General features: G+C 44.1%; 16 protein-coding genes. 12 read left to right on the top strand and 4 right to left on the bottom strand.

Annotation, left to right across the window (positions count from 1 at the left end):
• Positions 1-166: 166 nt before the first annotated feature.
• Positions 167-841, top strand: a complete 675-nt coding sequence (locus NAF19_RS08625; protein ID WP_252789552.1) for a hypothetical protein — start codon at positions 167-169, stop codon at positions 839-841.
• An 84-nt stretch (positions 842-925) separates the two neighbouring features.
• Here the strand turns inward: NAF19_RS08625 and NAF19_RS08620 are convergent, their stop codons facing one another.
• Positions 926-2,140 (bottom strand): BaiN/RdsA family NAD(P)/FAD-dependent oxidoreductase, encoded by a 1,215-nt coding sequence (locus NAF19_RS08620; protein WP_252789550.1) that lies wholly within the window; start codon positions 2,138-2,140, stop codon positions 926-928.
• Here NAF19_RS08620 and NAF19_RS08615 point away from each other — a divergent pair.
• The 4 genes from NAF19_RS08615 (at position 2,139) to NAF19_RS08600 (ending at position 4,714) form a co-directional block, all read left to right on the top strand.
• Positions 2,139-2,753, top strand: coding sequence for an NADH-quinone oxidoreductase subunit A (locus tag NAF19_RS08615; RefSeq protein ID WP_252789548.1), 615 nt, complete (start codon positions 2,139-2,141; stop codon positions 2,751-2,753). The two genes, NAF19_RS08620 and NAF19_RS08615, sit on opposite strands and share 2 nt — an antisense overlap.
• Positions 2,743-3,225, top strand: a complete 483-nt coding sequence (locus NAF19_RS08610; protein ID WP_305884788.1) for an NADH-quinone oxidoreductase subunit B — start codon at positions 2,743-2,745, stop codon at positions 3,223-3,225. Before NAF19_RS08615 ends, NAF19_RS08610 begins: the two co-directional genes overlap by 11 nt.
• 149 nt (positions 3,226-3,374) lie before the next feature.
• Positions 3,375-3,704 carry a GIY-YIG nuclease family protein gene (locus tag NAF19_RS08605; RefSeq protein WP_252789547.1) on the top strand — a complete coding sequence of 110 codons (330 nt, stop codon included), beginning with the start codon at positions 3,375-3,377 and terminating at the stop codon, positions 3,702-3,704.
• Positions 3,705-3,808: 104 nt separating this feature from the next.
• The gene (locus NAF19_RS08600; protein WP_252789546.1) at positions 3,809-4,714 is read left to right on the top strand and encodes an alpha/beta hydrolase; all 906 of its coding nucleotides are present in this window, start codon (positions 3,809-3,811) and stop codon (positions 4,712-4,714) included.
• A gap of 104 nt (positions 4,715-4,818) precedes the next feature.
• Here the strand turns inward: NAF19_RS08600 and NAF19_RS08595 are convergent, their stop codons facing one another.
• A complete protein-coding gene (locus tag NAF19_RS08595) occupies positions 4,819-5,412 on the bottom strand; it encodes a fasciclin domain-containing protein (protein ID WP_252789544.1) in 594 nt (197 codons plus the stop codon).
• Positions 5,413-5,675: 263 nt separating this feature from the next.
• Here NAF19_RS08595 and NAF19_RS08590 point away from each other — a divergent pair, with 263 nt between their 5' ends.
• A complete protein-coding gene (locus tag NAF19_RS08590; protein WP_252789542.1) occupies positions 5,676-6,152 on the top strand; it encodes a hypothetical protein in 477 nt (158 codons plus the stop codon).
• 56 nt (positions 6,153-6,208) lie between these two features.
• Here NAF19_RS08590 and NAF19_RS08585 read toward each other — a convergent pair whose 3' ends face one another.
• A complete protein-coding gene (locus NAF19_RS08585) occupies positions 6,209-7,666 on the bottom strand; it encodes an NADP-dependent isocitrate dehydrogenase (RefSeq protein ID WP_252789541.1) in 1,458 nt (485 codons plus the stop codon).
• A gap of 176 nt (positions 7,667-7,842) precedes the next feature.
• Here NAF19_RS08585 and NAF19_RS08580 point away from each other — a divergent pair, with 176 nt between their 5' ends.
• The 3 genes from NAF19_RS08580 to purE all read left to right on the top strand — a co-directional run bounded on the left by NAF19_RS08580 (position 7,843) and on the right by purE (position 10,093).
• Positions 7,843-8,235: a hypothetical protein gene (locus NAF19_RS08580; RefSeq protein ID WP_252789539.1), complete on the top strand. Its 393-nt coding sequence runs from the start codon at positions 7,843-7,845 to the stop codon at positions 8,233-8,235.
• Between the two features lie 49 nt (positions 8,236-8,284).
• Positions 8,285-9,424 (top strand): 5-(carboxyamino)imidazole ribonucleotide synthase, encoded by a 1,140-nt coding sequence (locus tag NAF19_RS08575; protein WP_252789538.1) that lies wholly within the window; start codon positions 8,285-8,287, stop codon positions 9,422-9,424.
• 171 nt (positions 9,425-9,595) lie between these two features.
• Positions 9,596-10,093, top strand: coding sequence for a 5-(carboxyamino)imidazole ribonucleotide mutase (gene purE, locus NAF19_RS08570; RefSeq protein ID WP_252789535.1), 498 nt, complete (start codon positions 9,596-9,598; stop codon positions 10,091-10,093).
• 104 nt (positions 10,094-10,197) lie between these two features.
• On the opposite strand, the gene NAF19_RS08565 is transcribed toward purE, so the two are convergent.
• A complete protein-coding gene (locus NAF19_RS08565) occupies positions 10,198-10,761 on the bottom strand; it encodes a YqgE/AlgH family protein (protein ID WP_252789533.1) in 564 nt (187 codons plus the stop codon).
• Positions 10,762-10,972: 211 nt separating this feature from the next.
• Here NAF19_RS08565 and pdxH point away from each other — a divergent pair, with 211 nt between their 5' ends.
• From pdxH to NAF19_RS08550, 3 genes are all read left to right on the top strand, one after another.
• Positions 10,973-11,620 (top strand): pyridoxamine 5'-phosphate oxidase, encoded by a 648-nt coding sequence (pdxH, locus tag NAF19_RS08560; protein ID WP_252789531.1) that lies wholly within the window; start codon positions 10,973-10,975, stop codon positions 11,618-11,620.
• A complete protein-coding gene (locus NAF19_RS08555; protein ID WP_252789529.1) occupies positions 11,617-12,114 on the top strand; it encodes an NADH-quinone oxidoreductase subunit C in 498 nt (165 codons plus the stop codon). Before pdxH ends, NAF19_RS08555 begins: the two co-directional genes overlap by 4 nt.
• A 223-nt stretch (positions 12,115-12,337) precedes the next feature.
• Complete coding sequence (locus tag NAF19_RS08550; RefSeq protein ID WP_252789527.1) at positions 12,338-13,180, top strand: cupin-like domain-containing protein; 843 nt, start codon at positions 12,338-12,340, stop codon at positions 13,178-13,180.
• Positions 13,181-13,418: the final 238 nt, after the last annotated feature.

The following is a 13,418-nucleotide window of genomic DNA, read 5'->3' as shown; positions in this document are numbered from 1 at the left end:
GGGCACGAATTCCCAGTAATTATTGCGAATTACACGAATTAAAAAGCAAATTCGCTTTAAATTAGTCCGAATTAATTAGACGAGTCAATTCGTGCAATTCGGTTTAATTCGTGAAAATTAGTGTTCAATAATTATTATGCGCTCAATTTTAATCATTTTATTTTTCATGCTGACATTTGTATCAGCAAAATTGCAGGCTCAGAAATGGCAGCCCGGTCGTTTTACCGATATAAAAGGTAATACCGAAACAGGTTTTATCCGCATAAACCCATCGGCCAAAGGGCCGGTTAAGGATGAAGGCTTCATCGAATTTCGGGAAAACGATAAATCAAATCCATTTAAGTTAAGTGCCGGCGAACTCAAATCGTTTGTAGCGGGCCGTGATAGTTTTGTGGTTGCCCATGCACCCGGCAACGAGCAATGGGCAAAACGCGAACTCGACTTTGTAAAAGTTGTGGTAAACGAAGATATAAAGGTGTACATGACCGGCGGAGCGGGTAAAGGCGGTGGCGGCTCGGGCTTCGGGTTCTCCCCCGGAATAGGAATTGGGGCAGGTACTGGTGGGTACGGGAGCGGTGTGGGTGTGGGTGTTGGTGGTACAATCCCGATTTTTGGCGGCAAAGGTGGCGATGGCAGCAACGAAAAAACGGCCTGGTACTATGGCGAAAACACCGCCGCAATGAAACGCCTGACCAACGAGAACTTTGAAGATGTAATGAGTGATATTATGGGCGATGAACCTGAAGTAGTTGATAAAATACACGCCAAGGTTTATATGCTGGCAAACGTAGATCGATTGATTGTTTATTTTAACCAGGTGAAGAAGGCGAAGAGACCATAGGCAATAGACCATGGGCCATAGTTGTGAATGCATTAATAAATCAGCAGGTTCTACTATGGTCAATCGTCCATGGGCTATGGACTCTTAAATCCCCTGCGCTATTACAAAACCGCTTGCCCAGGCCCATTGAAAGTTGTAGCCCCCCAGCCAGCCGGTAACATCCACGCATTCGCCGCCGTAGTACAGGCCGGGCATATTTTTCACCTCGAGGGTTTTGGACGACAGTTCATCCGTTGATACACCGCCGCGCATTACCTCGGCCTTGTCATAGCCCTTATCCCCTGCCGGTTTTACTTTAAACTCGTGGATAAGGCTATTGATGTTTTCGATATCAGGTTTACTTAACGATGCAAGGTTTTTATCAACCGGCAGCTTATCGCTTAATGCCTCGGCAAATTTTCGGGTAAACAGGTTGGCTAGGTACGCCAACAGCATTTTTTTTCCATTGGCCTCGCGTTCTGCCTGGATAAGTTCTGCTATATTTTGATTCGGCAATAAATCGATATAAATAAACTCCCCGGGGCGCCAGTAGGATGATATTTGCAGGATAGCCGGGCCGCTCAGCCCCCAATGAGTAAACAGGATATTTTCCTCAAAGCTAATCCTGTCGTTCCAAACCCGGCAGAAAATGCTATTGCCTGATAACTGTTCGTACCAAGGCTGGTCTTTACCGGTAATGGTAAGCGGCACCAGCGCAGGCGCAGTATAGTCTATTTTAAGGTTGAATTTACGGGCAATACGTAAGCCAAAATCGGTAGCGCCCATTTTGGGGATGGGCAAACCGCCGGAAGCAATTACCACCTTCGGTGCAAACAGGTTTTGGGTTTTGCCATGCCTTTCCAGCGAGACGGTAAAGCCGCTATCGGTTTGTTCAACATTTTCAACGGCAGCATCGCACCATATCTCCTGGCCTAAATCGGCGCAAAGCGAGGTGAATATCTTTACCACATCGCGGGCGTTATCGCTTTCGGGGAAAAGCTGGCCCAGGGTTTTCTCTTTGCCGGTGATTCCGTAAGTTTCAAAAAAACTGATGGTATCTTCAACTGTCCATTGTGACAGCGTTGATTTACAAAAATGCGGATTTGCCGAAATAAACTGCTGTGCAGAAGCATACAGGTTGGTATAATTACAGCGCCCGCCACCGCTGATGAGTATTTTTGCGCCCACTTTATCGTTCTTCTCCAACACCAGCGTGCGCTTACCTAAAAAGCCGGCTTGCACGGCACACATTAAACCACAGGCGCCGCCGCCAATAATTATAGCATCAAAATGAGTTTGTTTTGTTAAATTTGCTGTCATGGCAGGGGTTTCGCAAATATCAGAATTTGGCAAGATACTTATCTTCTTAATTACAGGAATAATAATGGTATGCTTCGCTTTTTTCATAAACAAGCTTCTCGCACCCAAAAATCCAACTCCTGAAAAGCTGACGTCGTACGAATGCGGCGAAGAAGTTACCGGCAATGCCTGGCTGCCGTTTAACTCACGGTTTTATGTTATTGCGCTGGTATTCTTATTGTTCGATGTAGAAATGGTATTTATTTTCCCCTGGGCAACGGTATTTGGCAGCCACGAGATAAACAATTTTGAGCCACGGTGGGGCTGGCTGGCATTAACCGAAATGTTTGTATTTTTAGGGATATTGATACTCGGCCTGGCCTACGTTTGGGTAAAAGGCGACCTGGACTGGATAAAACCAAAGCCAATAGTACCAACTACCGATACGTTTATACCCAAATCATTTTATGAAAACCTAAACGCAGAGCAAAGCAGCTACAAAATAAAAGCATTTAACGCCGTGCCTGAGCCGTTAGAAACCGCTACAACCCTTACAACATCTACAACCACTCCAACCGAAGTGAAACGCCCCTTGTTTAAACCAACCTTTAAAAAGCCTACCAATGAGCAGTGATTTGACAAGTGAAAGCGGAGGTGTGGTAATCACCAAAATGAACGACCTGCTTAACTGGGCGCGGTTATCATCGCTGTGGCCTTTAAGTTTTGGCATAGCCTGTTGCGCCATCGAGTTTATGGGCGCTTTTGCATCAACTTACGATTTGGACCGTTATGGCGTTTTCCCGCGTCCATCGGCCCGGCAGGCAGATGTTATCATTATAGCTGGCACCGTCACCTTTAAAATGGCCGAACGCATTAAACGTTTGTATGAGCAAATGCCTGAGCCAAAATATGTAATCTCCATGGGTTCATGTTCCAACTGCGGCGGGCCTTACTGGCAGCACGGTTATCATGTTGTTAAGGGAGTGGACAGGGTGATACCTGTTGATGTTTATGTGCAAGGCTGCCCCCCACGACCAGAAGCTTTGATAGGGGCTATTTTGGAATTGCAAAAGAAGATTGAGGGGGAAAAATTATTGGGGGTTTAGAACGCCTTCTTTGTCATTCTGAGCGCGAGCGAAGAATCTTCTGCTTGCGACAAGTATGCGATTGAACGGTATCGAACTTTGTAATAAACATTTTTTACGGCTATGAGTCAAAATGTTTAGATATAAAAAGTCTCTATATTTATTATACAATGCGCACCTATAATTTCTATACCTATATCCTTACAAATTCAACTAAAAAAGTTTTATACACAAGTGTCACCAATGACCTCGACCGAAGGCTTTGTGAGCACTACTTCGGTACCGATCAGAAAGATAGCTTTACCAGCAAGTACAAATGCTATTATTTGGTTTGGTTCGAAAGGTATCAATACATTAGCCATGCCATTGAGCGGGAAACGGAAATAAAAGGGTGGTTGAGAAGCAAGAAGATAAAATTGATCGATGAAGAAAACCCATACTGGAGATTTTTAAATAAAGATATTATGGAGTGGCCGCCCAGGTATGTTCAGGAACACTAAATATGATCGGATTGTGCTAACTTTATGGTTTGCGGTAAATGGATAGCAGACGACCTGTCCCTTGCACAAGATTCTTCGCTGTAGCTCAGAATGACAAAGAAATAATGAAAAAGAAACTAATCACACTCTTCGCCATGGTTGTTGTGCTCTTAAACACCGCCATTGCCCAACCCATCAATCCCAAAGTCTCCATCTTCCCACAAGGAACAACGCTGTACGGAAACATCCACTACGCCAACGATACCCTAAAAAAGCACCTGCTCGACATCTACCTGCCACCGGTTAAAAAGGCCAGCTACCCTCTAATTGTTTGGATACACGGCGGTGCCTGGATGCTGAATGATAAATATGCCGACATGGGCTACATGACCCAAACGCTAAAAGCCTTTGCCGACAGCGGCTATGCCGTAGCGTCCATCGATTACAGATACAGCACGACCGCAGTGTTCCCAGCGCAAATGCAGGATTGTAACCAGGCGCTGGAATTTTTGTATGATAATGCAGGTAAATACCGTTTGGATAAAAATCGCATCGCCCTTATAGGCTTTTCGGCGGGTGGTCATTTGGCCAATATGATGGCGCTATCGGCCAATAATAATGTGAAGGCTTTTTACGCTGATAGCAAAAAAGCAAAATTCAAAATCAGGCTTTGCCTTGATTTTTATGGACCTTCGGATTTCTCAATGCTAAATGGGAATGAGACTGCCGATCCAAAATCGCCGGTGTCGTTTTTACTTGGTGCGACTGTAACGGCGCGGCCCGATTTAGCTAAAATAGCCAGCCCAATTACCTATATCGACAAAAACGACCCGCCATTTTTAATTGTACAGGGTGAAAAAGATGAATCGGTAAATCCTGAACAATCGAAATTGCTGAGCTCACAGCTAACGACTGTCGGGGTAAAAAACGAGCTGATTATTGTACCTGGCGCACCTCATTATGGGGTGATGTTTGATGCAGATTATATCAGGAAAAGTATGTTTGCACTTTTGGACAGGTACATGAAATAATATATCCTAAAAAACATCTTCTATAACTGCGGCTAAAAGAGCCCGGGCTAATAAAAAAGCCCGGGCTGTTTCCAGTACCGGGCTTATAACGATTTTAATATTCTTTACTTGGCCATCAATACCCCGTTTACCCCATGGATAACTCCATTGGTGGCAGGCGTGTCAAATGATGTTATTTCGGCAGTGTTGCCGTGAGCATCCTTTATCTGCACTTTTTTGTTTACAACTGCTATAGTAAGGGTTTGCCCGTCGACAGTTTTTAAGGTTGCCGTGCGGGTTGCATTAGTTAATGCTTTAATAATGCCTTTTTTGTCGTAAGTGCCCGCAACTACGTGGGCATTCACCAGGGTAGCAAGCTTTATAGGGTCCTTAGCCAAACTATCAAGCGTTGTTTTTGGCAGCGCGCTAAAAGCGGCGTTATCAGGCGCAAATACGGTAAACGGACCAGCTGTTTTTAGGCTTGCATCCAAATTTGCAGCCTTTATGTCGGCTGTAAGCGACGAAAGGTCAGCAACATTAGCTATAGTAGCATCAATATCTTTTACCGAGTCGGCCTTTGCAGCCGGAACTGCGACAGGGGCCGTTTGGGTCGGAGGTGCTGTTGACACAGGTGTGGTAGGCTGCGTTTGCGCAAATACATTATTTGTTAATAGCCCTATTGATAAAGCTGCGGCTACAATTAAAATTGATTTTTTCATGTTAAGTTCTATTTATTTAGTGGTTGTTTGTTAGCATTATATAATGTTCTTAATAAATGCCTGCATCCAATTTATTTTCCATATTATAACCAATAATTATATAATATAGTTTTAACGAAATAAAAACAGGCGTGAAAACATTTAGTAAACAACAAGTTAAAATCTTAATTTTCTTCCCGCTGCAACTAAAAACAAAGTTCTAAAAATACAATCTACCGGCAATTTTGCAAATTTGTATACCTTTAATAACACAAATTTTACGAATGACGATAGCGACAAAAAAACGCAACACTTTTTTAATTATTGTTTTAACCGGTTTTTTGACGGGAACTTTGGATGCACTCGCAGCAATAATATGGGCCCATAAAGTTCCGCCCGCTGTGATTTTTGATTATATAGCCAGTGGTGTATTCGGCAAAGCCGCATATACTGGCGGCGCACCGATGCTGCTGTGGGGCATTTTATTTCACTATATAATTGCCTGTTCCTTTACTATTGTCTTTTACTTGGGTTACCCCACTGCCTATAAAATAAGCCAAAACAAGTATGTCACAGGTCTTATTTACGGGATGGTTACCTGGATAATTATGAACCTTTTTGTAGTGCCATTAAGCAAAATAGGATTTAAGCCGTTTTTGCACGTTTGGCCGGTAGTTATAGGTATTGGGATATTGATTTTATGTGTTGGGATGCCGGTTGCTATAATAGCCGATTGGCAGCGGAGGAAGAGAAGTCGTTAGTCTGGAGTCGAAAGTCTTGAATCGGATGAACTCAGGACTTTCGACTACGGACTCCGTTACTGACCCTGTGCTAATGTATAGCCAATTTTATCGCCAAATTTCATCAGAAACTCAACCGAGCAAACTTTGGCGTCTTCTGAAAAATCAGCTGCTATGTGCAACAGTTCTTTTTGGCTAACAGTGGTCCCGGGTTTCTTTTCAAAACGCACGCGGTATTCGTTAACCAGTTCGGTATAAATTGAGCCGGTGGGCCAAACCTGTGTACCACGGTTTGATATCATCACCAGGTCGAAATTATCAGTCAGGCGTTTTTTAGCAAGCTCAGCTAGTTCATTGGGTTGTAACTCGCCAGCCTCAACAAACACATCGACCCCAACCATTTCTTCTTTTATACCCCTGGTAACGGTTAATTTATTTTTTGAAAGATGTGGTTGGGTGGCTTTAAGCTGCATGTTTGCCTGCCCCTTAACGCCGCCATTTGCCGGCAACTTGCCCAGGTTGGCAATCACAGCATCAGCAAACCCATTAGTATTAACCGATTGAATAGACCTATCGCCAAAATCGCCGGTGTGCACACCTTGTTCTAAAGTATAAAGTAATGCGTTTTCGATCGTTGCCGCACTTTCAGTTAAGCCCATATAACGCAGCATTAATATGCCTGAAAGCAACAAGGCTGTAGGGTTTGCAATGCCCTTGCCCATAATATCAGGCGCAGTGCCATGCACGGCTTCAAAAATGGAAATATTATCCCCAATATTGGCCGATGGAGCAAAACCAAGCCCACCTACCAAACCGGCGCAAAGGTCGGATACGATATCGCCCTGCAAGTTGGTTAACACAATGGCCTGGAAGTTTTGCGGCTGGGTAACCAGTTTCATACAAAGGTCGTCGACAATAATATCTGACGATTGAATATCCGGGTATTCCTCAGCGATCTCCTGGAAAGTTTCTAAAAACAAGCCGTCGGTAAGCTTCATGATATTGGCCTTATGCGCACAAGCCAGCTTTGTATAGCCCTTGCGCCTCGCCATTTCAAAGGCATAACGAATAACCTGGGCAGAGCCCGGGCGGGTAATAATTCTGCGGCCCACAGCAACGTCATAGGTCAACAGGTGCTCGATGCCGCCGTAAGTGTCTTCAATATTTTCACGAATAATAGTAAGGTTGATTGGGATACCGGCTTTTGAAAAAACAGTTTCAACACCGTTGAGAGTCCTGAAATCGCGCTGATTTGCATAGGTATTCCATACCTTGCGTGCGGTAACATTTATGCTTTTCACACCCTTACCTTTAGGTGTTTCCATAGGCCCTTTAAAAAGGATGCCAAGGGTTTCTATAGTTTCTTTTGCCGCAGGTGTCATCCCTGTTGAGTGACCTGCATCGAAGTAAGATTTGCCCATTTCAACAAATTCATACTCAAGCGGCACGTTAGTAGCTTCAAAAATCCGGAGAACGGCCTGCATTATTTCGGGGCCTATGCCATCGCCGTTAGCTACAGCTATCTTAGTTTTCATTAATAAAGAACTTTATGGTAAATATGGCGCAAATATAGAGGTTTCACTCGCTTATTTGAAGCACAGGCGCCTGATATATTACTTTTGTGACAATATAGCCGGGCCGATATTTTTTTGGTTACTATTTATTAAATAGCCGCTTAAAATTCGGAAATTTGGCAAAAATTAAATCGGCTATGCTAAAAACAATCTTGCTTAACCTGGTAAAAACATTTATCTTTTCACTGGTTGTATCAATAGCAGCGTCTTGCATTTATTACGCGGTGGTTGAAAAGGGCAACGATTATAGCAAAGCAATCCCAGTGATCATATCGGCTCAGTTTTATCTGAACGGGATATTACTGATTATGGCGGCTCCCGCCTTATTCACGCCAAACCCGTCCATCTGGAATAATACCGTATGGCGACTGTTTTTATTTTTTGCCGGCCCTTTGGCTTTTATCATCACCAATTTTGTTACCCCGCAGTCAGGCGGAAATAACGCTATCTATATTATTACCGGCGTGGTATTTTTTATTATCCATCTTGTTTTTTATTATAAACTCACTAAAAAAACGCCCGTCCAATAAACACTATTTAGGCTTTTTGAACAATTTAGGGTAAACTTGCACAACTATAATGAAAGCATTTTACGGAGATCTTAAACTCGGAATATTAGGCGGCGGCCAGCTTGGGCGCATGCTGATACAGCAGGCCATAAATTACAACGTTACCGTAAAGGTACTCGACCCCGATCGCGAAGCCCCCTGCCGCAAACTGTGCGATGAATTTGTAGTTGGCTCGTTAGGCGATTACGAAACTGTATACAACTTCGGCAAAAAGGTAGACCTGCTTACTATCGAGATCGAAAAAGTTAACGTTGATGCGCTGGAGCAGTTGGAAAAAGAAGGTGTAATGGTTTATCCCCAGCCACGCATTATCAGGCTTATTCAGGACAAGGGTACTCAAAAACAGTTTTTTAAAGAGAACAATATCCCTACTGCCGAGTTCCAGGTAATATCGTCGGCAAAACAGTTGAAAGAAAGCCATATTCCTTTTCCGTACATCCAAAAATTAAGAAAGGACGGATACGATGGTCGCGGTGTTTATAAGGTTATTGATGAATCGTACCTTGATAAAGCCTTTACCGAGCCCAGCCTCATAGAGCGCTGGATCGATTTCGAAAAAGAGATAGGCATAATAGTGGCGCGCAATGAAAGTGGCGCGGTAAAAACCTTCCCATTGGTCGAGATGGAATTTAACCCGCAGGCCAACCTGGTGGAGTTTTTGATATCGCCGTCAACCCTGCCGTTTGAAATACAGCAGGATGCGGCCCAAATAGCCGTAAAAATAGCGGAAGATCTAAAAATTGTCGGGCTTTTAGCTGTAGAGATGTTTTTAGATAAGCATGGCAAAATATTAGTTAATGAACTTGCGCCAAGGCCACACAACAGCGGGCACCAGAGTATTGAGGGTAACGTTGTATCACAATTCGAACAACATTTACGGGCCATATTCAATCAGCCCCTTGGTGATACTGCCTGCCTGAATAACGCCATAATGGTGAATGTTTTAGGCGAGGCCGGCTACGAGGGCCCAGCGGTGTACGAAGGCATTGAAAAAGTATTAAAATGCCCCGGCGTTTATGTACATTTATATGGCAAAGCCTTAACCAAGCCCTTCCGCAAGATGGGGCATGTTACCATAGTGGATGCGGATAGGGAGAAGGCGATTGAGAAGGCAAGGTTTGTGCAGGCGACGTTGAAAGTGATAAGTTAAACAAATTCACCACGCGTCATTGCGAGGAACGAAGCAAACCCTTCACATGCAAATCAAGAAGTATGAGTATTTTGGAGAGCAGGCGGCCGCATTCTTTTCACAAACATTAGTTCCGTGAACGTCCTGTGCAAAGATTGCTTCGTTCCTCACAATGACGGAAAATTATAACAAATGAGCGAAATAAAAGTAGGTATCATTATGGGCAGCAAGTCTGACCTGAACGTTATGCAGGATGCTGCCGATGTATTAAAAGAATTAGGCGTTGCCTATGAAATTACTGTGGTATCCGCCCACCGCACACCCGACCGTATGTTTACTTACGCCCGCGAAGCGGCAGGCCGTGGGCTGAAAGTTATTATTGCCGGCGCGGGTGGTGCAGCGCATTTACCCGGCATGGTGGCATCATTGACACACCTGCCTGTAATTGGCGTGCCCGTAAAATCAAGCAACTCAATTGATGGTTGGGACTCTATCCTATCTATCCTGCAAATGCCGAATGGTATCCCGGTAGCAACTGTGGCGCTAAATGCGGCAAAAAATGCTGGTATACTGGCCGCACAAATTGTATCTACCGCTGATGAGCAGATCGTTAAAAACCTGATTGCTTTTAAAGAAGATCTGAAGAAAAAGGTTGAAGAATCAGCCAGAGAGATGGAAGGTGGAAAATGATTAGAGATTAGATACTGAAGATTAGGGAAAAAGCGGCTGTGAGGACACAGCCCTTGGGTATGGGTGCCATTTTCGGCTATGAACTATGAACAATCAACTATGAACTAATTCAACGCCGGATTTTCCGGAAAATTAGCGATATGCGCATATCGTTGCCCTAACCCAATCACCACCTCGCGCCATAAAGTTTCTTCGTTTTGTGAAAATATGGTATCGATGTTTAACTGGTTGGCCACAATCCAGCTATCTTCTTTTATTTCATCATCGAGTTGTTTGGGTGTCCAGCCGGAGTAGCCGGTAAAAAATCGTATTTCATCGGCACTAAGCTGGTAGCTGGTTATCAATTCTTTAACCATCTCAAAATCTCCACCCCAAAAAATACCGTCGGCTATCTCTATGCCATCTTCAATTTTTTCGGGGCAGCGATGTATAAAATGCAGGGTATTAACAGATACAGGACCACCAATAAACACCGGGATTTCGGAATAGGATAAGTCGGGCAAAATATCGCCCAGCAAAAATTCACTTGCATGGTTTAATATAAAGCCCATAGCCCCTGCCTCAGAATATTCCGTTAATAAAATAACGGACCGCTTGAAGTTTGGGTCCATCATAAAGGGCTCCGATATTAATAAACGCCCGGCGGCGGCAGCAATAGAACTAAGCATACAGGTGAAATTTTTGTTTAATATAACAAGTATTACAAAAATATGTTCATTTCCCTGAAATTGAGATGAAATTTATTTTGAGAGTCAAGAATCAAGATAAAACTGCTGGCATTCTCTGTTCCGATTTGAGAGGTTTGCCTTGTCTTGGGTTTTAATTCTTGACTCTTGGTTCTTTCATTCCATTCCCTTTTTAATTTGTATTTTTGCATCGATGGACCAGGAAAAATTAGAAAACTTAAGGAAGGATTATACAGCATCCGCCTTATCCGAAAAAGAGACGAAAGCCGACCCGATAAAACAGTTCGAGGCCTGGTTTGCAGATGCAGAAGAGGCGAAAGAGCCGGAACGCAGTGCCATGAACCTGGCTACAGCGACACACGATGGCCGGCCGTCTGCCAGGATCGTGTTGCTGAAAGGCGTTTATCCGGATGGTTTTGTTTTTTATACTAATTACCTCAGTCGCAAGGGAAAAGAGATAGCCAAAAACCCGGTGTGTGCGTTAACCTTCTTTTGGCCATCGATGGAACGCCAGGTACGTATAGAAGGCACTCTTGAAAAGATCACCAAAGAGCAATCCGAAAAATACTTTCATTCCCGCCCAAAAAGCAGCCAGGTTGGCGCCATGGTTTCGCCGCAAAGCCAGGAGATCGACAGCCGTGACGTGTTGGAAAAGAAATGGGAAGAACTGACTACCGAGTATGCCGATAAGGAAGTGCCTAAACCATCGTTTTGGGGTGGCTACATCGTAAAACCACGCATGATTGAATTTTGGCAAGGGCGCAGCAGCCGCCTGCACGACCGTATTGTTTATAAAAAAATCGATAATAAAACCTGGAAAAAAGTTCGCCTTGCGCCATGAGTTTTGAGGAAATTAAGTTGTTGCTGATAGAAAAGTTCGGTGAGGGCGTGGTTGTTGGCGAGGAAACAACCGGGCTTCAGCCTGCATTGCTCGTTGCGCCAGACCAAATTACCAATGTATGCCTCGAACTGCGCAACAACCCAAAAACTTATTTTGATTTTTTAAGCAGTATAACCGGGGTCGACTATGGCGTTGAGGCAGGCCGCTTTGGCGTGGTTTACCACCTGGCTTCTATTCCTTATAAAACACAACTTACTTTAAAAATAAGCACCGAAAACGACCGCAGCCTCGATAACCTGCCAACATTCCCCAGCATAACACCGGTTTATCGCACTGCCGACTGGCACGAACGCGAAGCTTATGACCTGTTTGGCATATTCTTCGAAAACCACCCCGACCTGCGCCGCATTTTACTGCCCGACGACTGGGATGGATTCCCGCTCCGCAAGGATTATAAAGCGGCGGAGTATTATAAGGGGATAAAAGTGGATTGAGTTTTGTCGGAAGTCGGAAAAGTCAGCAAAGTCTGAAAGACGCATCACTGCCTGCATAGTTGGCCTCGTTTAGCACCGCGTGACGATTGAACCTATTTAACTTTTTTATCTTTTCGGACTTACTGACTTCCCGGACTTTACTGACTTCCCCCATAACCTTTTAAATATCTCCCTCGTATAAGCCAGCATAAATTAGTACCAATCACTAAATCAATTTTGGCCCATGGAGATTATTAGAAGGGATAATATTACCTACGACGAATTTATGGAAGAGCATTATAAACCCGGCATACCGCTGGTGTTTACCAATGCTGCAAAAGTTTGGAAGGCAAACGGCTTATTTACCCCCGATTGGTTCAGGGAAAACTATCCTGAACGCGAAACGGATTGCCGCGGCACCGCCTACAAAATGAAGGACATAATGGACATGGTTGAAACCAGCACGGTTGAAAAGCCTGCCCCCTATCCTATTATTTTTAATATACCGGAAACCTTGCCGGAAGTGATGCAATTGCTCGACCCACTTGACCTGCACTATGCAAAATCAAACTGGCTAAAAAACCCGATGTTCCAGGTGGGTAAATGGGGCGGCGCAACCGAATTGTTTATTGGCGGCCCGGGCGGTAAGTTCCCTTACCTTCATATCGATTATTATCACCTAAACGCCTGGATAACGCAGTTATATGGCGAAAAACGTTTCACCGTGTTCCCGCGTGGCCAGGACGATTTATTGTACCCCCGCCCCGATGATCCGTGGCGTTCTGAACTGAATATTTTTGAACCGGATTTTGAAAAATATCCGAAATATAAAGACGCCACGCCGATACATTTTACGGTCGGCCCAGGCGAAACCCTGTTTATTCCGTTTGGCACATGGCACTCGGCATATTCATTGACCCGCACCATCTCTGTTGCTTTTGACACGCTTAACAGCAAAAATCACAAGGAATTCATGAAGGATGTGTGGACATTTAAAAGCCGCCAAAGTAAAGCAAAAGCCGTTGCAATGTACGGATATGCCTGGCTGGCAACCCAAAGCAGCAAGCTTGCAGAAAGCTTCGCTTAAAAAAGAACATAATTTAATTTCGAAAGTTCCATTTCGGGATTAGTAATTATAGTTTATCAGTCGCCCGTAGCTTAGTAACTGCGGGCGTTTTTTATTTATAAAATTTCGGGTTAGAAGTGAATTAAAGTCGACCGTTTGCATAGGAATTTCCTAAATTTGAAATCTAAAATAAATCCGACATCGAACATCCGACATCCGACATCAAATTGACTCACCCAAAATACGATACCGCTTTAAA

Origin of the sequence: Mucilaginibacter flavidus, assembly GCF_024055575.1 — a bacterium.
In the GTDB taxonomy this organism is placed as follows: Bacteria; Bacteroidota; Bacteroidia; order Sphingobacteriales; family Sphingobacteriaceae; genus Mucilaginibacter; species Mucilaginibacter flavidus.
Note: the sequence above shows the minus strand (reverse complement) of the source record. Positions and strands in the feature narration are given on the sequence as shown.

Coding starts and splice junctions, on each gene's coding strand:
- NAF19_RS08600 (WP_252789546.1), top strand. CDS start 3,809: ATGAAAAAGAAACTAATCACACTCTTCGCCATGGTTGTTGTGCTCTTA.
- NAF19_RS08555 (WP_252789529.1), top strand. CDS start 11,617: ATGAGTTTTGAGGAAATTAAGTTGTTGCTGATAGAAAAGTTCGGTGAG.
- NAF19_RS08590 (WP_252789542.1), top strand. CDS start 5,676: ATGACGATAGCGACAAAAAAACGCAACACTTTTTTAATTATTGTTTTA.
- NAF19_RS08610 (WP_305884788.1), top strand. CDS start 2,743: ATGAGCAGTGATTTGACAAGTGAAAGCGGAGGTGTGGTAATCACCAAA.
- NAF19_RS08620 (WP_252789550.1), bottom strand. CDS start 2,140: ATGACAGCAAATTTAACAAAACAAACTCATTTTGATGCTATAATTATT.
- NAF19_RS08605 (WP_252789547.1), top strand. CDS start 3,375: ATGCGCACCTATAATTTCTATACCTATATCCTTACAAATTCAACTAAA.
- pdxH (WP_252789531.1), top strand. CDS start 10,973: ATGGACCAGGAAAAATTAGAAAACTTAAGGAAGGATTATACAGCATCC.
- NAF19_RS08575 (WP_252789538.1), top strand. CDS start 8,285: ATGAAAGCATTTTACGGAGATCTTAAACTCGGAATATTAGGCGGCGGC.
- NAF19_RS08550 (WP_252789527.1), top strand. CDS start 12,338: ATGGAGATTATTAGAAGGGATAATATTACCTACGACGAATTTATGGAA.
- purE (WP_252789535.1), top strand. CDS start 9,596: ATGAGCGAAATAAAAGTAGGTATCATTATGGGCAGCAAGTCTGACCTG.
- NAF19_RS08615 (WP_252789548.1), top strand. CDS start 2,139: ATGGCAGGGGTTTCGCAAATATCAGAATTTGGCAAGATACTTATCTTC.
- NAF19_RS08580 (WP_252789539.1), top strand. CDS start 7,843: ATGCTAAAAACAATCTTGCTTAACCTGGTAAAAACATTTATCTTTTCA.
- NAF19_RS08565 (WP_252789533.1), bottom strand. CDS start 10,761: ATGCTTAGTTCTATTGCTGCCGCCGCCGGGCGTTTATTAATATCGGAG.
- NAF19_RS08595 (WP_252789544.1), bottom strand. CDS start 5,412: ATGAAAAAATCAATTTTAATTGTAGCCGCAGCTTTATCAATAGGGCTA.
- NAF19_RS08625 (WP_252789552.1), top strand. CDS start 167: ATGCTGACATTTGTATCAGCAAAATTGCAGGCTCAGAAATGGCAGCCC.
- NAF19_RS08585 (WP_252789541.1), bottom strand. CDS start 7,666: ATGAAAACTAAGATAGCTGTAGCTAACGGCGATGGCATAGGCCCCGAA.